19 protein-coding genes and 3 pseudogenes are annotated in these 19537 nt (G+C 43.1%); 7 read left to right on the forward strand and 15 right to left on the reverse strand.

Annotated features, from left to right (window positions below; genetic code table 11):
- Positions 1 to 2: 2 nt before the first annotated feature.
- Both GZN30_RS18620 and GZN30_RS21500 read left to right on the forward strand, forming a co-directional pair.
- Positions 3 to 299, forward strand: a complete 297-nt coding sequence (locus GZN30_RS18620; RefSeq protein ID WP_075647672.1) for a type II toxin-antitoxin system RelE/ParE family toxin — start codon at positions 3 to 5, stop codon at positions 297 to 299.
- 104 nt (positions 300 to 403) lie between these two features.
- Positions 404 to 520: pseudogene (locus GZN30_RS21500) on the forward strand (IS110 family transposase); the annotation flags it as partial.
- Between the two features lie 356 nt (positions 521 to 876).
- Here the strand turns inward: GZN30_RS21500 and GZN30_RS18625 are convergent.
- Both GZN30_RS18625 and GZN30_RS18630 read right to left on the reverse strand, forming a co-directional pair.
- Positions 877 to 1179, reverse strand: coding sequence for a type II toxin-antitoxin system RelE/ParE family toxin (locus tag GZN30_RS18625; RefSeq protein WP_075647671.1), 303 nt, complete (start codon positions 1177 to 1179; stop codon positions 877 to 879).
- Positions 1167 to 1424, reverse strand: coding sequence for a type II toxin-antitoxin system Phd/YefM family antitoxin (locus GZN30_RS18630; RefSeq protein WP_005448240.1), 258 nt, complete (start codon positions 1422 to 1424; stop codon positions 1167 to 1169). The genes GZN30_RS18625 and GZN30_RS18630 overlap by 13 nt, the downstream gene beginning before the upstream one ends.
- A gap of 149 nt (positions 1425 to 1573) precedes the next feature.
- Between GZN30_RS18630 and GZN30_RS18635 the strand changes: the two are divergent.
- Positions 1574 to 1690, forward strand: a pseudogene (locus tag GZN30_RS18635) (IS110 family transposase); the annotation flags it as partial.
- 469 nt (positions 1691 to 2159) lie between these two features.
- Here GZN30_RS18635 and GZN30_RS18640 read toward each other — a convergent pair.
- Positions 2160 to 3029, reverse strand: coding sequence for a DUF2971 domain-containing protein (locus tag GZN30_RS18640; protein ID WP_232060535.1), 870 nt, complete (start codon positions 3027 to 3029; stop codon positions 2160 to 2162).
- Positions 3030 to 3358: 329 nt separating this feature from the next.
- Here GZN30_RS18640 and GZN30_RS18645 point away from each other — a divergent pair, with 329 nt between their 5' ends.
- Positions 3359 to 4315, forward strand: coding sequence for an IS110 family RNA-guided transposase (locus tag GZN30_RS18645; RefSeq protein ID WP_075650306.1), 957 nt, complete (start codon positions 3359 to 3361; stop codon positions 4313 to 4315).
- A 32-nt stretch (positions 4316 to 4347) separates the two neighbouring features.
- On the opposite strand, the gene GZN30_RS18650 is transcribed toward GZN30_RS18645, so the two are convergent.
- Positions 4348 to 4869, reverse strand: a complete 522-nt coding sequence (locus tag GZN30_RS18650) for a uracil-DNA glycosylase family protein (RefSeq protein ID WP_139312260.1) — start codon at positions 4867 to 4869, stop codon at positions 4348 to 4350.
- A 117-nt stretch (positions 4870 to 4986) separates the two neighbouring features.
- Here GZN30_RS18650 and GZN30_RS18655 point away from each other — a divergent pair, with 117 nt between their 5' ends.
- On the forward strand, positions 4987 to 6003 hold the full coding sequence (locus tag GZN30_RS18655; RefSeq protein WP_075650314.1) for an IS110 family RNA-guided transposase: 1017 nt from the start codon (positions 4987 to 4989) through the stop codon (positions 6001 to 6003).
- 365 nt (positions 6004 to 6368) lie between these two features.
- Here GZN30_RS18655 and GZN30_RS18660 read toward each other — a convergent pair whose 3' ends face one another.
- From GZN30_RS18660 to GZN30_RS18670, 3 genes are all read right to left on the reverse strand, one after another.
- Positions 6369 to 7136, reverse strand: a complete 768-nt coding sequence (locus GZN30_RS18660; RefSeq protein ID WP_075650302.1) for a hypothetical protein — start codon at positions 7134 to 7136, stop codon at positions 6369 to 6371.
- A 135-nt stretch (positions 7137 to 7271) separates the two neighbouring features.
- The gene (locus tag GZN30_RS18665; protein ID WP_075650300.1) at positions 7272 to 7733 is read right to left on the reverse strand and encodes a hypothetical protein; all 462 of its coding nucleotides are present in this window, start codon (positions 7731 to 7733) and stop codon (positions 7272 to 7274) included.
- A gap of 156 nt (positions 7734 to 7889) precedes the next feature.
- Positions 7890 to 8402, reverse strand: coding sequence for a hypothetical protein (locus GZN30_RS18670; RefSeq protein WP_075650298.1), 513 nt, complete (start codon positions 8400 to 8402; stop codon positions 7890 to 7892).
- 119 nt (positions 8403 to 8521) lie between these two features.
- On the opposite strand from GZN30_RS18670, the gene GZN30_RS18675 reads away from it, so the two are divergent.
- On the forward strand, positions 8522 to 9676 hold the full coding sequence (locus tag GZN30_RS18675; protein WP_075650296.1) for an IS110 family RNA-guided transposase: 1155 nt from the start codon (positions 8522 to 8524) through the stop codon (positions 9674 to 9676).
- A 418-nt stretch (positions 9677 to 10094) separates the two neighbouring features.
- Here GZN30_RS18675 and GZN30_RS18680 read toward each other — a convergent pair whose 3' ends face one another.
- A complete protein-coding gene (locus GZN30_RS18680) occupies positions 10095 to 10394 on the reverse strand; it encodes a hypothetical protein (RefSeq protein ID WP_075650294.1) in 300 nt (99 codons plus the stop codon).
- Between the two features lie 250 nt (positions 10395 to 10644).
- Here GZN30_RS18680 and GZN30_RS18685 point away from each other — a divergent pair.
- Positions 10645 to 10932, forward strand: a pseudogene (locus GZN30_RS18685) (phage integrase N-terminal SAM-like domain-containing protein); the annotation flags it as partial.
- Positions 10933 to 10986: 54 nt separating this feature from the next.
- Here GZN30_RS18685 and GZN30_RS18690 read toward each other — a convergent pair.
- The 7 genes from GZN30_RS18690 to GZN30_RS18720 form a co-directional block, all read right to left on the reverse strand.
- Positions 10987 to 11778 (reverse strand): CLCA_X family protein, encoded by a 792-nt coding sequence (locus tag GZN30_RS18690; RefSeq protein WP_075650292.1) that lies wholly within the window; start codon positions 11776 to 11778, stop codon positions 10987 to 10989.
- A 56-nt stretch (positions 11779 to 11834) separates the two neighbouring features.
- Positions 11835 to 13235, reverse strand: a complete 1401-nt coding sequence (locus GZN30_RS18695) for a sensor domain-containing diguanylate cyclase (RefSeq protein ID WP_075650290.1) — start codon at positions 13233 to 13235, stop codon at positions 11835 to 11837.
- 338 nt (positions 13236 to 13573) lie between these two features.
- Positions 13574 to 14914 carry a DUF1501 domain-containing protein gene (locus GZN30_RS18700; protein ID WP_075650288.1) on the reverse strand — a complete coding sequence of 447 codons (1341 nt, stop codon included), beginning with the start codon at positions 14912 to 14914 and terminating at the stop codon, positions 13574 to 13576.
- A 4-nt stretch (positions 14915 to 14918) separates the two neighbouring features.
- A complete protein-coding gene (locus tag GZN30_RS18705) occupies positions 14919 to 16628 on the reverse strand; it encodes a DUF1800 domain-containing protein (protein WP_083627189.1) in 1710 nt (569 codons plus the stop codon).
- 150 nt (positions 16629 to 16778) lie between these two features.
- Complete coding sequence (locus tag GZN30_RS18710; protein WP_232060536.1) at positions 16779 to 17432, reverse strand: methyltransferase domain-containing protein; 654 nt, start codon at positions 17430 to 17432, stop codon at positions 16779 to 16781.
- A gap of 65 nt (positions 17433 to 17497) precedes the next feature.
- The gene (locus tag GZN30_RS18715; protein WP_075650286.1) at positions 17498 to 18700 is read right to left on the reverse strand and encodes a phenylacetate--CoA ligase family protein; all 1203 of its coding nucleotides are present in this window, start codon (positions 18698 to 18700) and stop codon (positions 17498 to 17500) included.
- Positions 18701 to 18709: 9 nt separating this feature from the next.
- Positions 18710 to 19531, reverse strand: coding sequence for an ABC transporter ATP-binding protein (locus tag GZN30_RS18720; RefSeq protein ID WP_075650284.1), 822 nt, complete (start codon positions 19529 to 19531; stop codon positions 18710 to 18712).
- Positions 19532 to 19537 lie beyond the last annotated feature (6 nt).

The following is a 19537-nucleotide window of genomic DNA, read 5'->3' on the forward strand; positions in this document are numbered from 1 at the left end:
CTATGCAAAAGAATAAATACAAACTAAGTAAATTGGCTCAGGCTCATTTACGAAAAATTAAAAGCTATACCGTCAACAACTTTTCTGAAATGCAGTGGAACAACTATAAAGATACATTGCTAACTGGGTTTCAAATGCTTGCCGACAATCCAGCCGTAGGTCGCAGTTGCGATGAGATTTATCCAAGCGGTTTCTATTTTCCGGTAGGAAAACACACAGCTTACTTTACAAAAGAAGACGGTTTTATTTTAGTTGTGGCTGTACTTGGTCAATCACAACTCCCACAAAACCAATTGTAGCGAAGACATCACCCGAAATAAAAACTAGGGTGATGATCTTGATTGGTAAACTAACGCCCTGTTAAGGTGATGAGATGGTCTCTCCCTACCACTTCACATGACCATCAGCCATGGTTCATTTTGCTAGAGCGGCTTTAAGACGAGCCAAGTTCAAGTCCAACAAACTCATGCGGATCGCTTGGGCAATTATCGCCAAAAGCGAAGAGTATCAACCCGCTTAAGACACCATGCATCACTAACCCTTTGCAAAGTACGTAGTGAGATGAATAACAGGATAAATCCTACACGTTGAAAACCTTGTGCTCACACTGGCTTTTAAAGTCGATAAGTTGATCAGGACTGCGTGTTCAACTGCCTCATCTTAACCAAGGCAATAGCCGCAAAAACAGACCGTATATATGGTAGTTAACCTGCGCTTTTAATCATGCTACTGACTTGCAAAACTGGGGCAGACCATATATGTGAGCAACGTTGCCACATAGCCTAAGCACTTCACCGTAATCACCAAACCGATTGAAAATATAAGTGCCGAGCGTTGCGAATCAGTCTTAAACAGTTTGCCGCTCATTCCCAAAGGTTACTGTTTACTCAACAGGAACTTACGCAAATCTCTCTCTGCACGCATAACAAACAAAATAAACACTTTGTCACCGTCTTGTTTATAGAAAACGCGGCACGGATTTACTACAACTTCACGATAACTTAAATGTTCTAGCTCAGGTGGAACACGACCTGACTCTGGGAAAGTTTGTAGGCGTTGGACTTTGGAGAAGAACGTTTGCACTAAATGCTTTGCAGCAACGATATTTTCAAGTGCGATGTATTCAGCGATATCGTTGAGGTCAGATAACGCTGGCTCAGTCCAGATTATTTCAGCCATTTTGACATTTTGTCCTTGGCTTCATCATGACTTACCACTTTACCGTCAGCTAGCGCACGCTCACCTCGTGCAATCCCCTCAAGAATAGCTAAACGATTTTGCATAAACTCGTAATCATCAACATCAACGAGATACGCGGACGGCTTACCATGCTCAGTAATTAAAACTGGTTCTTTGGTGTCGTGGAGATCGGCGAGGATCTTAGTTGCTTGACGTTTGAGTGATGTAACTAGTTCTACTTTCATGAGAGCTGCTCCAAAGGAATACTAAAGTGATACTATTCTATCACTTTTAGTATAGCAAGCTCCATGACGGCTAACGAAAAGTTAAAGCGCGAATAACGCAATAACAGTGCCACTGCAAAAACCTTAATCACTAAAATCAACGCTTGTAAAAACGCATGAGCAAAGCCAAAGCGCTATCAGCGTTAGCTCATAAGCTGGGGCGATGTGTCTACTTCATGCTGAGGGACAAAACGGTGATTGATGAGAAACGATTTTTACCCCAATAAGTCGCACAGTGAAGTGAGCTGAAGGTCTAACTGGTGCTGAGTGAGAACACGCCACTGACTCTAATTTACTGGGATTTAGGCCCGAAAAGTCAGTTGTGCCAGGTAGTCCAAGCCCGCTTGCTTTGATTAGCCGCTTCATTAGTACGTATCCATAACAACGAACAGCAAAGTTGCTTACACCTCGGCTTAGCCTGAAGATAACTGGAAAACAACTGTTTAACCATTTTTTTGAATAGTGCCTACTGAGGTTAAGATATGTGTCTAGGGGGACGCCTAGTCTAACCCAACCAACAATGGTTGGCAGCGGCGAGACCGCAATAAGAGATCCTCAATATGTGTTTGTCGTGAGCAATGCTTGATGACAGAAATGACAAAGCGAAGTAGATAACTTTGTTGTTCGAGGAGCATTGGCTGCTCGCGCAGCCAACAGGATGTTATTGCCTATTGGCAGGCAGAAGGCTCATATGTGTTAGCCATCGAACTCAACACGCTCAATTTTACCTTTAACCGACTGAACTTTATACATTTTACATTGTGGATAGTGAGCTGCGATTAAACTAACTAAATTTGCAAGATCCTCATCGGCAATTCGAGCAGAGAAAGTTACCGACACCAACTCTTCTTTGTAAAACTCAAAGTCACTGTATCTTTTATCCTCCCCAGGGCGGCGTGTCATCACACGCCACTCTTTTTCATATTCCCACTTTGCAGTTTTGGTGTAATAAATTGCATCAGCAGTTTTGGCAAGCAACTCTTGACGCTCATCGTACAGTAAGAAGTCCAAAGCAGAGCCCAAATTAGGTTTACTGTCTGTATAAGTTACCTTTTTTGCCATTTGAAAAGGTGTGTCTAGCATTTCAATATGTCTAAACTCAAACATACAACCAGTATGATTGTCTCCATAGTGAGCCCACATAACTTCGTTGTTTTCATCTTCAGATAAGCAGATTATGCGTAAGGCACCGTTGTTATAACGTTCAGTTTCCTCGCGCAGGTTCTCTTCCAAACTCGACAAATTCAACTCAAGTGAAGAAAGTTCTCGATACAGTGTATCTTTACTGACTCCCTGACTTTTAGTCATTTGCATAAGAGAAACTAAACCCTCAGAGTCCGGAGAAAGCGATTTATTCAATTGCAGCTCTTCATACGCAACGTTCATAAGAGTTATTAAATATTCATCCTTACATGCGTCAATCGAAGGTTTGAAAGCAGGCATCCTTTGCAGTTCATTTATATCGTTAAATGAACTTGGGCAGGACCAACGAAGCTTTTGAGATTCAAGCACCAATTTTGCTGTATTAGCACTCATATATTTATATAAACGACTAGGTACTTCCAATTTTCCTCCTAGATGGCTAACGCCGCGTTAACCACCACGAAACCTAACCATACCACCATAAACACTAAACCCAACGATGGAATGAAAAATGCACCGCGTTGGGAATCTGTCTTAAACGCTTTGTATGGATAATAACCACTCAAATCGGGTAAGGCGAGACCCAGACTTTAGCTGCAACTAAAGTTCTTCTATCTGGTAGTTCGATTAAACGTTGGCTCCTCTAATGAGAGACCGGTAACAAGTACGAACGCCTGATAGAACTCCAAGCACCACACTCGAATAGTCTTCTGGGTCTCGAGCCCGCATTTGCAAGCAAGAGTTAGCTTATTATGAATACAGACACACTTCAAAACATTAATGTCGGCGTTGATACTGGCAAGTCACAATTAGACATTTACATCCGTCCACTCGATATTTACTTCACGGTTCCAAACACTGAGAAAGGTATCATCGATGCTATAAAAACCATTAGAAAACATCGGCCTCAAAGGGTCGTTATCGAAGCGACTGGTCGACTAGAAATGCCATTTATTCTAGCCTGTGACAAAGCCAATTTGCCTTATGTTATCGCCAACCCTTTGCATGTAAAAAGGTTCGCTGGCGCTATAGGTCAAAGAGCCAAGAACGACCGATTAGACGCGGCGCTTATTGCTCACTATGCCGAAGCCATTCAACCGAAACTCACTCAGTTAAAAAGCGAAAACATACGCTTAATGAGTGACTTAGTAACTAGACGCAATCAATTACTCTCGATGCAAACCATGGAGAAAAACAGAATACAAGTTCTACCCCAATCTCTTGCTTCTTCGATAAAACCCATCTTAACTGCACTCAAAAACCAGATAACCAAAATAGAAGAAAAGATAACAAAACTTATCGATACCTGCCCTGAGTACCAAGCCAAAAATGAGTTACTACAAAGCATGCCAGGAGTAGGAAAAATAGTCGCCGCTTCTATCATCAGTAACGTACCTGAACTCGGTTATATCACCAATAAACAAGCCTCTTCTCTCATTGGCGTTGCGCCAATAACAAGAGAAAGCGGTCGCCTCAAAGGTAAGCGAATGATCCAAGGTGGACGAGCTCAAGTGAGAACCGTTTTATACATGGCGATGATGTCGGCTATCCAGTGTAACCCCATTTTCAAAGCCACATATGAACGATTACTTGCGGTAGGAAAACCTAAAAAAGTGGCTATCGTTGCCTGCATGAGAAAGATGGTTGTGATACTAAATTCAATGCTAAGAGACGGTGTAATGTGGGATAAAAATAGCGCCAAAAATTAACTATTGACGCCATAGTCTCTTGTTAGCAGTATTTACCACAAAGCATCCAAACTATCTTGTGAAGCACCACCATTGGGATGTTTAGAATTTCTAACTATAAACTTGAATCTACCTGATTTCTTTAATGCAGATATAATTTGATTAGCTTCATCACCAAATGAAATTACTCGTTCGTATTGATGAGTGTTCAAATCGGCAATAAGTTTATCGACACATGAACAAATCGCCAATAAATCTGGTTTATTGTCTCGGCTGCTGGTACTTCCACTAAAGCAACGTATCAAATTTACGATGTCAAAATCATTACGTACAAAACCTGTACGCTCCCAAGATTGATAAATTCGAGCACCAGCAGTTCCACCAGGTTTAGTTATGTTTTGTATTGCTTTTCCGCACTCCCATTCTTCAACCCCAGGAGACTGAAATACGAGTAAAATTTTACTATTGTTGCTTTCGAGCCCTATTGGAGGTTCTAGACGGTTAGTTTTCTGCTTATCGGTGAGATGACGCTGTTGTTTATATGGGCAGTACCCACACGAATCGAAAGAACTCAATATATTCTCCATACTGCTAACGCCGCATTAAGGTGATGAGATGGTCTCCCCCTACCACCTCACATGACCATCAGCCATGCTTGGAGTGTTCAGGTCCTAAAGCAAAAGGAGAAGACCATGACTCAGCATAAAATCATCGGCATCGACTTAGCAAAAAATATTTTCTTTCTTTTTGAAATCAATCATAAAGGAAAGAACATTGGACGTAAAAAGCTTCAACGAAACAAGCTACTTGATTACATCGCTAATAAAGAGCCGTCCACTATTGCAATGGAGGCGTGTTCCGGAGCTCATTATTGGGCTCGTGAATTCAAACAATTTGGACACGAAGTTCTTCTATACCCTCCACAGCATGTCAAAGGTCAACGCCGTAGACAGAAGAATGACTATAACGATGCGGAAGCCATTGCTGAAGTCGCTCTCTATAAAAGACCTCATCCAGTGCCTCATAAATCGGTCGAACAACAAGACATCCAATCCCTCATCCGAATGCGTCGACTGCTTGTTACTGAGAGGACTCGGCTAATCAATCAAGTCAGAGGGCTTATCTCGGAATACGGCATCATTATACCCCAAGGTAAAGTTGCGTTCAGAAAGTCGATTCCTGAAATACTTGAGAGCAATGAAAATCAACTCTCTCCTATTCTTCGAGAGTTGGTATCACACCAATATGAACGTTACTTATATATCGACGAACACATTCAATGGTTCGACGATAAACTCAATCAAACCGTTAAACAATTTGATAATGCCAAGCGACTTATGTCTATTCCCGGCTTTGGACCTCTGACTAGCCAAGCCGTCGCTGTTTGGCTTGGCTCCGGGCAGCAGTTTAAAACTGGGCGGGATGCGTCTGCTGCCATGGGCTTAGTTCCGAAGCAAGACACAAGCGGTGACAAAGTCATTCTTCTCGGGATAACCAAACGAGGGAATACTTATATTCGGTCTTTACTGGTTCATGGTGCTAGAGCGGCTTTAAGACGAGCCAAGTTCAAGTCCGACAAACTCAGTAAATGGATGCTTGAGTTGCAAGAGCGACGAGGTGCCAACCGCGCTGCGGTCGCACTCGCAAACAAACTCATGCGGATCGCTTGGGCAATTATCGCCAAAAACGAAGAATATCAACCCGCTTAAGACACCATGCACCATCAACCCTTTGCAAAGTACGTAGTGAGATGAATAACAGGATAAATCCTACACGTTGAAAACCTTGTGCTCACTCTGGCTTTTAAAGTCGATAAGGTGATTAGGACTTCGTGTTCGACTGCCTCATCTTGGCCAAGGCAATAGCCGCAAAAACAGGTCGTATATATGGTAGTTAACCTGCGCTTTTAATCATGCTACTGACTTGCAAAACTGGGGGAGACCATATATGTGAGTAACGCTACCACGAAACTCAACCAGACCACCATAAACACTGAACTCAACGATGGAATGAAAAATGCTAAGCGTTAGGAATCACTCTTAAATTGTTTGTTATGACACAATTTTCTGCTTAACTACAAACCTAAAATTTCGTCTAATTCACTATTGCTTAAATAAAGTTTATTATCTACATGTATGGTTGTTAAGAAGTCCTCAAATGAAACTGTCACTGGCATATGATTTTTCCAAAAGACCTCTATATAGTCCTCTGGGTACTTCGTTAACATAAGCATCTGTATTGTCAGCAATACTATTTTTGAGCTCGTAGTGAGATCTTCCAAAATTCCGTTTCGGTTTCCATCATCTATAGGTATTTCAAATGCCCCATGTGCAATTTCATTTCTAAGCTGATAAACGGAGTAAACCCCATATCCGTGCTGGGATAAAAACTCACGAGGTTTTCTAATATGCTCAGAAAGGCGCTTCCGCACATTAGAACACTCTAATGAATTTGAAAGCTCGAGGTAACCTAAGGGCAAAGTACTTAAACTATACATGTTCTTTAAGTAGTAACATAATTTGTTAATCTTACCCTGGGGTCCGGCTGAAGTTGGCACATATTTATCTATTGCAACTTCAAGTGCTGACCAACAAAACTGAAACCGCGCGATTTCTGTAACAAGTTTTTGTTGCAACGCAACTTGACGGTCTGCCCAGTCATCCGCTGGTCCACACACCCCAAAACCTGTATTAAATAGGCTAGTATCGTAATCTACAGATTGAATACAAGCAGAAAGATTCAACCAAGCAGCGACATCTTCAGCACCCTCATAACCTCTGAAATCAGCTAATGCACCAAAAAATTGAACAAGATCGGCACAGTGTTCTTGTAATGTTTTCATAACGTTGCCTTTGTTTCATAACGATTAGTTAAGACGTGAGCCACGCGTCCACTAAAGCCACAGTAAACCCCGAAATCACTATACTAAACGCATACTAAAAATGCCAAGTGTGGGGAGTCCGTCTTAAATGCTTTGTTAAATGGCATTGTGCTGCTTAGTTTTAGTAAGCAGTAGATGCGGGTACTTTCTTTGTAAATGGCGCTCCAGTTTGTCATTATCATCCACGACAACAACCACTGTATGTATAGTTTTATTTTTCAAAGAACTATATGTGCTTAGCCTGATAGCACCTGTACCTTTAGGGTCCCCTAAATGTTCGTATGGTCTTTTCCCCAAAGACTTATCTTTACCCCAATATATTGGATATAGATTGCCCTCGATAGGGTTAAAGCTATCAAACGACTTTAAGAAATTTGCACCTCGTTCTTCAGCTTCGTTGAAAAAGTTTTCAGCTTCACATTCCGATAGCTCGACAGCAAACCCATAAATGCTTCCGGGAAACAGTTGAGGTTTAGGTGTTTCAAGAGTAAATGTCCCGGAAGCAATAACTTCTCTGACATCTATTTTCTCAAGCTCTTTTCTAATTATCTCGTACATTTACATTTTCACTTAAATCCCGATGAGTAACTTTCAGCCATTTAACGCCTTGCTAAGGTGCGACTAACCACCACGAAACCTAAGCGAAGCCACGTAAACACTGAAGCCAACCGAACCCAAAATGCCAACGGTTAGCCGTCACTCTTAAGCAATTTGTTATGTGAAATATTGCCACAACGTAGCGACCCCCAGTGAAACAACTAATAGAGCATAAATCTTACGTTTATCAGCAACACTTTTTGGATACACCCCTTCAAATGCGGGTAGCAACATACCAACAAAGAAAACCACCGAATAAACAAAAGCAAAAACAGTAATAACTGAGAGTTTTGCTGTCTCAAGCTCGCCATTGTATGCAATCAAGAACCCTAGCATTGCAGTAAAAAACGGGACTGTGCAGCCTACAGCCACATTGGGTAACCAAAGAAGAATTATCTTTCTCACTCCTGATAGATTCCTAGGAACCTGACCATAAATGAACACATAAATTGCGATGATAAACACTGCAATTGGGGCTACGATATTAAACAGTTCTGATTGAGCAAAATCTGCAATAAATGCGACCATCTGTTTTTGTTGTTCAATGTCTAAATTAGGAAATCGTATGCCTATAAAAACTCCAACCACAAAAGGAAGTAATAGGAATAGAAGTATTTTTAACTTTGCCACATAGACTCCTTTCACATAGACATAATGCCCCCCACGAGGTGCTAGCCTCCAATATCGTGGGTTAGCTTAAAGCCAGAGCCATAATTAGTGTGACTAAACAACTAAATTTGGAGGCTAGCATGAATAACGATAGCATAATTTTCATTGGCTTAGATACGCATAAGTCCTTTATCCAAGTCGCAGTTCTGCAAGGTCATCGTGGTGCTCAACCGCAACAACTTGGTCGTATTAAATCTAACAAGTCGGCGTTGGTTAAATTGGCCCAGCAACTCCAATCAAAATATCCTAAAGCTACCTTTCATTTTGTCTACGAGGCGGGCCCATGCGGATACTGGACTTATCGCCTGCTCACAAGCCTTGGGCACTGTTGCTTTGTTGTCGCGCCATCACTCATCCCCAAAAAACCTGGTGACCGAGTGAAGACTGACAAGCGCGATGCCGCTAAGCTTGCCAAACTCTTCAAGGCTGAAGAGCTCACACCTATCTACGTTCCAGAAGCCGAAGATGAAGCCATACGAGATCTCTCAAGAGCCAGAGAAACCGCCATGAAAGATCTTAAGGACGCTAAGTTCCAACTCAAAGGCTTCCTACTTCGCAATAATGTTCAGGCAACGGTGAATGACAACTGGTCTAAAAAGCATCTACGGTGGCTGACAGACCTCATCCTCCCTCACCATAGCCAACAGATCGTTCTGCAAGAGATGATCATTACTATCAGTGAACGAATGCAAAGGCTTCAGCGACTCGATAATGAACTGCTCCATCAGGTAAAAAATTGGCGATACTATCCTGTGGTCAAAGCGGTTCAAGCCATGCGAGGCGTGCGATTGCTGGTCGCTCTAGGCACCATCGCCGAACTTGGTGATTTACGACGGTTCGATCATCCCAGAAAGCTAATGGCTTACCTTGGTCTCGTTCCGACCGAAAGCTCTAGTGGCGGCAAAACTCGACGGGGCAGCTTAACCAAGTGCGGGAACAGTCGAGCAAGACGACTATTGGTGGAGGGTGCACATACCTACAAGCATAAAGCCAATATCTCTGTAGAGCTCCAACTACGGCAAGAAGGACTCCCCAAGGAGATCGTCGATATTGCTTGGCAAGCACAGCAACGATTATGTCGACGTTACCAACGACTACTTCAAAAAGGTAAACATAGGAATGTTGTGGTCGTGGCTATCGCTAGAGAAATGATCGCTTATATCTGGGCTATCGCAAGAGAGGTTGTCGTAAGCGACGTTGATCCCAAAACGCGCATCGCAAGGCTACCTGCATGAACAACGAATTAGTGTTATCGCAAAGAATGAAGCATCGGGTGTGGCACAACCACCGACGGCGTTAGGACGGCAATAGAGCGTAAGCTGTATTGAACCACGAGCATAGACTGAAGACAGGTGCCACGACGGAACAAGTAAGGTAGGCTCTGCTCACCAATGGTGAGTAATCCACGTATATCAGCATGAGAACCGACGACATTACTTGCTTCACCTATGCGGTAACACTACTACTGATTTACAAGTAAGGCTCTGGAAATGTGGGAGCAGAAACTTCTACGTTTTAATTGACAATGGGGGTCATATCAACGCCCAATTAAGTTGTGAGCAACGCTGCCACCTTACTAAAACACTGCGTCGAAATCACCAAACAAGTTGAAACCGAAAGCGCCGAGCGTTGCGAATCAGCTTGAATTGTTTGTTATGCTGCTGATTCCTCCGACTCAGTTTCTTCATTTTTGCCGCTTAAGTTCTTTATCTCAACATCAAAATATTCTGATAGTTCACGTTGAATGCGGTGGTATTCGTTTACTGGAACTTCGATTACACTGCCATTGAGTTCAGACGTGTAATAACCTGAATTGTTTTTATTTTGGTCTGCGATAACTAGATATTCACCGTTTGCAAGAGCAAGGTGAAAATCGTTTTCAAAAGTAACTACTTGAACAATATTGTGTTTCGCAACAGTAAATTGCTCGTTCAATTTTAAGCCAACTTTCATTATATATTCCTTATTTTCGTTGTTTCGATTTGCAGCATAACAGTTCTTAGACCGAAAAATTCTATAATTAAATACAGATTTTTTCTGCCTATTACTTTTATGAGAGAAACCATACCCCGTTTTTATGCAAAATAACAGTAACTTAAGCATTAAACACTTTACCCTAATCCCAAAATACAGACTTTTTCTATATAGCATAAATCGATGTGCCAAACTACAGGGCATGTATATATAAACAGTGGTAACAAAAGTGAAAAAATCACCATTTCTATCGTTTATAAAAGAGTATATGTTGGGTCGCCACTACGCTCTTCGAACAGTCGAAGCCTATATCTACTGGATTCACCAATACATCCTTTATCATGATAAAAAGCACCCGAAAAGCTTAAATTCGAGACACGTCGAAGATTTTCTAACGCATTTAGTCGTTAACAAAAAATCTGCCCAGAAAACCCAAAACTTAGCGCTCAATGCTCTCGTTTTTTTATACAAAGACATCATTCAAGAACCTATCGATATTGATATGCAGTTCCGTCGCTTGTACATAACTAACGCCCAATAACCAAAGTTTAAGACGCTAGATATGCGTTTACTATCGACTCAACGCCTCACCAAGCGGTTTAAAATAGGCTTGTAGTGCCTCATAAATGATCTGACGATGGTGCAGGTCTGGGAACACCTCGAGTGTTTCAGTGGCAGTAGTGCCAGACACTAAGTAACTATTCGTGATACCGGAGCAAGATTCCACCGCAGCTTCAAAAGCGCGCGCCATCATCTCCGTCGGGGTCGAAAAATAGTTCGAGCCCATCGCGAGATCGGCTTTTACACTGCGTGAAACATAGTCGTGCCGTTCTTTACCATCTTGACTTAGCAGTGTTTTATCAAAAATCGCTAGTAATTTCTCATTCAAGGGATGAGGGAAATGCGTTTTGTTTTTCAACCAACAGTCACTGGCAAACAAAATACAGTGCTGCGGACCGGACCGGTCACCGATATCAAAGGCTTTTTCCGCGATATAGTGATCAAACGCGTGCCAAAACTCATGGGCAAGAGCCCCTGCACCAGCATTTTTCGCCAACGCTAACTCACGCTGATTGGGTGCATAGTGCGCTTGAACCCCTTTACGACCACCAGTACCAAACGCCAAATTTAAGTTACCACGAAGCCCTATTGCGTGGGGAGGCAGTGCCAGTATGTATGCCAAATCCGCCAGTGAATCGAAGATCAAATTCGCTGCTAGGTCTTTTTCCTCTGAGTTAACCCACTTACCTACACGAATACCACCCATGCCAAATGTCTGTTTGATATCAACAAACGACACTTGTTCGCCATGGCGGTAGTCAGGACCTTGACGGGATTTGTATTTAAAATTTGTTAACTGCACTTGGCTATTCGTTGTTACGTTTATCCAGTTGTCACGATCTGACACTAATGTTTGTCTTATTGTACATTATCAACCCAACGAACAGCGACTTGATTACGACCATTATTTTTCGCTTGATACAACGCAGAGCTCGCTCGCTCCATAGCGGATTCAAAACTGTCCTGGTCAATCACTTCTGTAATGCCAATGGAAAGTGAAACCATCGTCTCTTTCACCACATGCTGGTTAATTCGATTGGCAATCGAGATCGTCTGTTTGGCGTTAAGATTCAGCAAAATTAAAAATTCATCACCGCCAAGTCGCAAAAATTCATCAGTTTCTCTGAGACTGCTTTTTACAATCTCTGCTACTTGTTTTAACACCCGATCACCTTCCGCATGACCATAGGAATCATTAATATTCTTAAAATAGTCTATGTCAAACGCAATCATCGAATAACCATTCTGTTTAATAAATTGCCAATAACTACTCTTCTTAATTTGGTTTTCCAGATAGTTGCGATTGCGACACTGAGTCAAAGAGTCATAGAATGCACTATGTTTCAACTGCTTATTTTGAAAAATACTGAGTGCCAAATTTGCAAAGACAACGAGTACAGTCACTGCCAAGCCGAGCAAAAATGAGTAGAAGTGTTGGATTTTCGATTCATTGTAATACTCACTCACATCCAATTTGAGCAGCAATACTCGGTTGATATCTTGCAGATAATGGAAATATACGAGGAATGTTTGAGAGTCATCATACTGCCAAAAAATCTGATCTTCATGGGATGAAGATTGAAAGCGTTCGCTCGTCATCGTAGGAAACAGGTTAAAAATAGATTCGCCTTTGACATTTTTTGGTAGCCTAACTTCACCACCTAGTGTGACGAAGGAGACAAAAATATTGTCATCTAGCCCTTTAATCCGTTCGTAAAACGCTTCGTAATCAATACCGATACCAAAAATTCCGATAACTTCACCATTATTATCTTTAATTTTGTGATCGTGAAAAAAAGAGTAAAGAGCGTCGTACTCTACCTCATCGGGGTCATAGAAGTTATAGCGATATTCTATAGGTTTATTAACAAACTCTTGAATCCACTTATCTCTATCCGAAGTGATATCTAGAGTCAATACACTCCCAAAGCTGTCTATGTAAAGATTTTTCCGAATGTCTACCAACCCCACATTCTTTACCGATAACATCTTCATTGTTTGTTTCAACTCGGTAAGCATGTCTGAAGTACTGTAACCCTCTTGTAATTTGGACGCATAAACACCTGCTAAAACATGACTAGCGTAAGCATAAGTCTGATTAACATCATTCAGAGTTCGAGTAATGTAGTTGGTTGTGCGATATAACGTTGTATCGACTAAGTTGTCGCGAAATACGCGAAGATTCATATAATAGTGCGCGACATTAAGTAGTGAAAACACCACGACTATAAGAATGGCTGTCCGTATTGAATCAACCATATAAACATCCCAAAATTCCCTTTTCCGACTCATCTGTACCTCATGAATAGCCAATTAAGCCACAAAGGTAGTCAATACAAACCATTCTGCATGACTACCCAACGATACTTACTTTAACTAGCCACCAGCGGATTAAACCGCATCTTATTCTTTTTACTAAGATACACAATAAGCTCACTAACATTAGTGACGAGGTTATGCTTTCGTACTTATATAACAACAAAAATGTTTTATGGAGAATGTACTTAGGCATAGGTTTGTAGTGGTCAAAGATGGAAAGTCCTAACGATGTTTATTGGGGGCAACGACTGCCCCACACATTAATCAATTGCTAGTTATTAAACTGCTTTAGTCACTGATATCGCAGCAAAGTTTTTATGGTTGGGAAAGACATGGTTGATCGCAGCTTCACTCGTTAAACCAAACCACTTAGCTAAGCTGATATTGACCTGGTCAGCCGCCGTGGTCGGTAGCAAACGTCCCCTTTCATACACGTCCAAGCCATCAATTTTGTACTCAGGAAATGTGCCAACAAACTGAGCTCCGTCAATATCACCGCCCATCAAAATCTGATGCCCTCCCCATCCATGGTCCGTGCCTGTGCCGTTGGAGTGCAAACATCGCCCGAAGTCCGACATAGTCACTGTGATTACGTCGTTGTGCAAACCGAGTGTCTTGAGATGATCATTGAATGCAGCCATCGCTTCACTCAGTTGCAGGTAGTTTTCGTCTAGAACTTCCGCTTGGTTTGCATGAGTGTCAAAGCCACCAAGGCGTAAGAAGAATACTTGACGACCATGACCAAGCTCCGCACTTTGACGTATCAACCTTGAGGTAATTCTGAATTGTGTGCCTAACATCGTATCGGGATACAAAGGTACATCTTCAGCATCATCAATATTGTTGATCGTATCAATCAGAGCTCCCGCAACATGAATCGAATCTTTACCTATGTTAAGTAATGTGTTGTCGAATGCATCGCCACTGGCGGAGTTAAAGTAATCGTCCATATGCGGTAGCATGGTTTTGCTTGCATTTAACTTAGCGATGTTTTCGCCTCGAATGATATTTTGATTCAAGGCACTAGCACGCAGTAGCTGCGCATCCCCTGCGTGGCTAAATAAAGGGCTTATTGCTGTACCAGTGCTAGTATGGATAACGTCCATCATGCGACCAGCCCAACCAGTAGTTAAACTTTGCCCTACTGCGCCTTTCGCCCATTCACTACGTTGGGAGTTATGTGAAAATAAAAACGGTGGTAACCGATAACCCTCAGTTTCTGCTTCGAGCTTAGTCAAAGGCTCGCGAAGTACACCACTATTGACCACAACTGTTGCGTCAAGATCGTTAAATACCTTCGCTAAAGCAGACATCTGCGGATGTAAGCCTAGTGTAACTTCTCGTCCGTATCTGTCTAAACCCTTGGCTGGAATGGCATGTAACTCTTCTTTTAGCAGTGCGATCTCCGGTCTTATTGATTGATATTCTTGATAGTTAATCTCCGAAGTTGGGATCACCATCTGTGCGGCATCGTTTCCACCATCAAGCAGCACATAAACAAGTGCTTTCGAACCTAGACGAGATTCATCACCTGCAAAACCAAAAGGAGATGCAAGCATAGTTGGCACCGCAAGCGAACCCATCGCGGCACCTTTCAAAAAATTACGACGTGAAACCATATTGTTATCTCTGAATCAAAAACTCTGGGCTAGCCGTTACTAGTAGTAAACCAATCATGACTTTGTTATTTGGATTATTCTCTGTCGCCGCCCCACTGATGATCGCGGAACGTAGTTCATCACTCATTGTGCCCGACAAGAAACGTTGGTTAATTAACTCAGGTAATAGGCTCACATCTTCGGACTGCGCAGCTTGCTGATATTCGCTAAGATCGAGATATACTGCATCATCACAGCGTGTTGGCTGCATTGCTCTAACAATGTATGTCCGAATCGTATTTTGATAACCGATAAACCCTGCCCAAGGCATAATTTCAAATTCAGGAGCAAGTAAATTCCCCTCCATTAATTCGCCACTTGGGGTAAAGTCCGGCGAATAGAAGTTAAAGACCGAGTTAGCTGAATGAATACCTTGGTTAACGTTGTTAATAACACTGTAAGCATCTTGCTCAAACTCTCCGTGAGTTTCAGCGCCTAGTATTCGCATCACTTCAGCTACCGCTAAAATTGGCTCTTTCATTTTTGCCACAGGGTGCAGATTGGTGTCAGAAGACCCACTAAGCGCCTCGGGATCAAGTAATATTGCCGCAAATACGCTTTTTAGATCACCTCGCTCACCTGCACCATTGTCATCAAACACGCCTGCTACGCGCGCGATATACTCAGGTGAAGGGTTTGATGTAACCATGCGTTGAATAAGCTGACGAGCCAAAAATGGACCCGTATTATTGTGCTCAAATAGTATGTCTAATACCGATTGAATATCTTGCAAAGGTGACTGCCCTGCTGGAATCGTGTGTCCTAAAATCAGCTTTTCACCTTCGTCATGATAGGTTCCGTGTTTATCTTCTAGCGGAATCATCGGCTTAACATAGCCATGCCCATGCATTGGTGTGCCGTCCGGATTACTCATCTTATCGGCATATGTCCAGCCACTAAATGCTCTGGCTACTTCTTGTACGTCGGTTTGCGTGTAAGTGTCGATTGGGTTGCCACGATCATCCGTAATCGCACTACCATCTGGATTGAGTTGATATAATCCAACGGTAAATAGTTGCATTACCTCGCGAGCGTAGTTTTCATCGGGATAGGTTCCACGCTTGGGATTGTGCTTTTTACTATTCGCCATACTTAAAAAAGCGCCCATTGATGGGCTCAAAGTCACTTCCTCTAGTAAATCACGATAGTTACCAAATGCATGGCGCTGTAAAATATCGTAAAAGGCGACTAGCGCTTGAGGGTTTCTTGAGTTCACCGGATTGTCTTTTTGACTCACAACCAAAATTTGGCTTAAGGCAAATGCTGCTCGATGGCGCAATGGGTCAACACCGTAAAGAACAGAGTCCCACCAAATACCTTCACGGATATCATGCTCACCATAGTGAATGAACTTACAGCCGTCGATGGGCGTTTTGCCACCAACCGTTGCTTTTGCACTCTCAAATTGCTGCAAGTGATTATTCACCGGTAAGTTAAATTGTTTATCTAACCAATTGATATAACCAAGGTTGGTCATTTCGTTGATTTGTTGTGGCGTCATACCCGCAGCGACACGAGTAGATAAACTGACGATCTGCGTTGGAGTTAAAGCGACTGGCGCGCTTTCAGGTAGCCAATAAGGAGAGTTTTCCAGAGCGATGTGCTCATTCTGATCTCCACCACACCCCGTAAGAGCGGCAGAGATTAGCAGTGCAATGATAACTTTGTTTGTCATCAGTTGTAATTCTATAAAAAAAGAGCGCAATTATAGAGTGATGCTCAATTCCTTCAAGACAGAAAGTCCCTACAAACACTTTCGGTGTAACTCACTGAACAGAAAATAGATCTTTATTCCAATTCAGCTAAGGCGCTTATTCTTGATACCTTATATCTTCTGCCAAATCATCCAATGTTCTTTCCCTGCGAATACCGCAACACTGTCGTCCACTGGTGATGAGCTAATCAGTTCAAATTTCGATCCCAGCGCTTGAGCTAGCTCGTTGGTTTTCAAACAAAATGGCGGGAAGCGAGAGCGGTATTCATCGCTGACAACAAAATAACCGATAATTAAGCCGCCACTTGGCAGTAACCTATCAAGCATGGCGAAATAGTCATGCCAATACTCTCTTGGTAGTGCAGCGAGAAATGCTCGCTCATAAATCACATCGAAAGGTTGCGCGAAGTCGGCTTTAAACACATCCCCAAGTACTACCGAATTACCCAACTCGCCGAGTTGATCTTTTGCCACTGCGACCGCTTGTTCACTGTAGTCCATCGCAGTGACATCACAGCCATAGCGAGTAAAAGCCTTCACTTCATAGGCGGCGCCGCAACCAGGGATAAAAACCCGGGAACAGGATTGCGTTAGCGCAGGCAGAGAATATTTTCCAAGAAACTCTAATAGCTCGTTGGGCGACTGCTTGTTATCCCACGGCATGTTGCCCGTGGTAAATAGCTCATCCCAAAACTGGGCGTCAATTTGTGGTACTGCTGACTTATCCATATTTAACCCTTCACTTAAAACGAAAGGGATAGACATTTATTGCTTCTATCCCTCTTGCTATCGCTTTTGCTACTCCTTTGAGTCAGCAATTGACGCGCTAGTTAACGCCGATCTTCAATCAATGACGGCACCTCTTGCTCATTAGGGGCAAAGATGACATCGCCTTTGAGTTTAGTGACGGATTTTAACGTCGCTTGGATATCTTCGGCAGAAACGTGATTGTCATGGCAATAAAACGTAATGGTGTCTTTCAATCCATCGCTATCAATCAACAAAGAGCCTCTTACAGCATGTCGACGACATATCTCTTGTACCTGATGCGGATAAATAAACAGCCCTTTCACTTTGATGGCAGAATCCGCTCGCCCCATCCAGCCTTTGAGGCGCATATTGGTATGAAGTGAGCTCGCATCCTGATCGACCTGCGCGGATAAATCGCCTGTAGCGTAACGAATCAGAGGGAATTTCTCATCAAACGACGTAACGACCACTTCACCCACCTCACCTATTTCAACTGGGTTGCCATCTGGGTCAACAATCTCGACAATGATGTCTTCCGCCACAACCAGCGCCATTTCTCCAGCGACTTGATAAGCAATCAAACCAAGCTCGGCACTTGCATAGGCTTGGGCGACGCTGACGCCGTGCTGATCAAACAAGGCTTGCATATCTGCAGTAACCGCTTCGCCAGAGACAAGTGCTTTGGTTATTGATATCGGCACTTGATAAATGCACTGATATTGCTCAAGTAGGTTGGCAAGGTAGGAAGGCGTGCCGGTATAGCCACTTGGTTGCAATTGGTGAATCGCTTCAAGTTGCGCTTCGGTGTTGCCGACACCTGCTGGGAAAACCGCACAGCCACAAGCACGAGCGCCGCCATCCATAATAAAACCACCCGGCGAGAAATGATAAGAAAAGCTGTTGTGGACTAACTCTCCTGCGCGGAAGCCAGCGGCATAAAACGCCCGCCCTGTGCGCCAAAAGTCTTGCTCGTGGCTTTGCCCTTCATAGAGCGGCCCTGGTGATTGAAACACGCGGGCAAGTTGCCCGAGAGCAACCGCATTAATGCCACCACAAGGCGGATGTTGCTTTTGCTGCATGGGCAGATGGAATTTGCGCGTAATCGGCAGCGTTGCTAATGTTTGGCGGTCGATAACCTCACTAGAGTCGACATGGGAATATAAAGCGCCATAATGTGCGCTTTGTTGGATTGCTGACTCAATTACACTAGGCAGCTTTGCAAACAAATCGCGCTCTCTTTGCGCGGCATCCTTAGACTCTTTATCATCAAATAGATCGTTCATCACCGCTCCTTATAGCCAACGCTTACGACGTTTATAAGACTTGAGGTTTTTAAAGCTTTTGCGCTCACCTTCGCCACCGCCAAGATAAAACTCTTTAACATCTTCATTGTTAAGCAGCGCGTGTTTAGAGCCATCAAGCACGATCTTGCCTGACTCCATGATGTAACCATAATCCGCAGCCTGCAGGGCAAAGTTGGCGTTTTGTTCCACCAGCAGCATGGTAATACCATGTTCTTTGTTTATCTTATCAATGATGCCAAAGACTTCTTTTACCAGCAGAGGCGATAATCCCATTGAAGGCTCATCCAGCAATATCATTTTAGGGCGTGCCATTAATGCCCGTCCAATTGCCAACATCTGCTGCTCACCTCCCGAGAGATAACCGGCAAGCCCCGTGCGCTCTTTTAGGCGAGGGAAATAGTTAAACACCATTTCAATGTCTTGCTCGACTTCATTGTCTGTTCGGGTGTAAGCACCTAAACGCAAGTTTTCGATAACCGTCATATCTTCAACGATACGACGCCCCTCCATCACCTGAAAGATCCCTGAGCGGACAATCTCTTCAGGGCTTTTGGTATCAATGCGCTCACCCATAAAGGTAATTTCACCTCGGGTAACTTCACCATCTTCAGTTTTTAGCAAACCTGAAATCGCTTTTAAGGTCGTGGACTTACCTGCCCCGTTGGCGCCAAGTAGAGTTACGATTTTTCCTTTGGGAACTTCTAGGCTCACGCCGCGTAAAACCAGAATCACTTCGTCATACACCACTTCAATGTTGTTTACTGACAACAGGATTTCTTCCGGTTCAAGCTGTTTTGCTAATTCACTCATTAAGCT

Source organism: Vibrio ponticus (assembly GCF_009938225.1).
Taxonomy (GTDB): domain Bacteria; phylum Pseudomonadota; class Gammaproteobacteria; order Enterobacterales; family Vibrionaceae; genus Vibrio; species Vibrio ponticus.

What these genes read in the sequence shown, in the direction of transcription:
- GZN30_RS18620 (WP_075647672.1), top strand. Translation starts at nt 3, where the DNA reads ATGCAAAAGAATAAATACAAACTAAGTAAATTGGCTCAGGCTCATTTA.
- GZN30_RS18625 (WP_075647671.1), bottom strand. Translation starts at nt 1,179, where the DNA reads ATGGCTGAAATAATCTGGACTGAGCCAGCGTTATCTGACCTCAACGAT.
- GZN30_RS18630 (WP_005448240.1), bottom strand. Translation starts at nt 1,424, where the DNA reads ATGAAAGTAGAACTAGTTACATCACTCAAACGTCAAGCAACTAAGATC.
- GZN30_RS18645 (WP_075650306.1), top strand. Translation starts at nt 3,359, where the DNA reads ATGAATACAGACACACTTCAAAACATTAATGTCGGCGTTGATACTGGC.
- GZN30_RS18655 (WP_075650314.1), top strand. Translation starts at nt 4,987, where the DNA reads ATGACTCAGCATAAAATCATCGGCATCGACTTAGCAAAAAATATTTTC.
- GZN30_RS18660 (WP_075650302.1), bottom strand. Translation starts at nt 7,136, where the DNA reads ATGAAAACATTACAAGAACACTGTGCCGATCTTGTTCAATTTTTTGGT.
- GZN30_RS18665 (WP_075650300.1), bottom strand. Translation starts at nt 7,733, where the DNA reads ATGTACGAGATAATTAGAAAAGAGCTTGAGAAAATAGATGTCAGAGAA.
- GZN30_RS18675 (WP_075650296.1), top strand. Translation starts at nt 8,522, where the DNA reads ATGAATAACGATAGCATAATTTTCATTGGCTTAGATACGCATAAGTCC.
- GZN30_RS18680 (WP_075650294.1), bottom strand. Translation starts at nt 10,394, where the DNA reads ATGAAAGTTGGCTTAAAATTGAACGAGCAATTTACTGTTGCGAAACAC.
- GZN30_RS18695 (WP_075650290.1), bottom strand. Translation starts at nt 13,235, where the DNA reads ATGGTTGATTCAATACGGACAGCCATTCTTATAGTCGTGGTGTTTTCA.
- GZN30_RS18700 (WP_075650288.1), bottom strand. Translation starts at nt 14,914, where the DNA reads ATGGTTTCACGTCGTAATTTTTTGAAAGGTGCCGCGATGGGTTCGCTT.
- GZN30_RS18705 (WP_083627189.1), bottom strand. Translation starts at nt 16,628, where the DNA reads ATGACAAACAAAGTTATCATTGCACTGCTAATCTCTGCCGCTCTTACG.
- GZN30_RS18710 (WP_232060536.1), bottom strand. Translation starts at nt 17,432, where the DNA reads ATGTCTATCCCTTTCGTTTTAAGTGAAGGGTTAAATATGGATAAGTCA.
- GZN30_RS18715 (WP_075650286.1), bottom strand. Translation starts at nt 18,700, where the DNA reads ATGAACGATCTATTTGATGATAAAGAGTCTAAGGATGCCGCGCAAAGA.
- GZN30_RS18720 (WP_075650284.1), bottom strand. Translation starts at nt 19,531, where the DNA reads ATGAGTGAATTAGCAAAACAGCTTGAACCGGAAGAAATCCTGTTGTCA.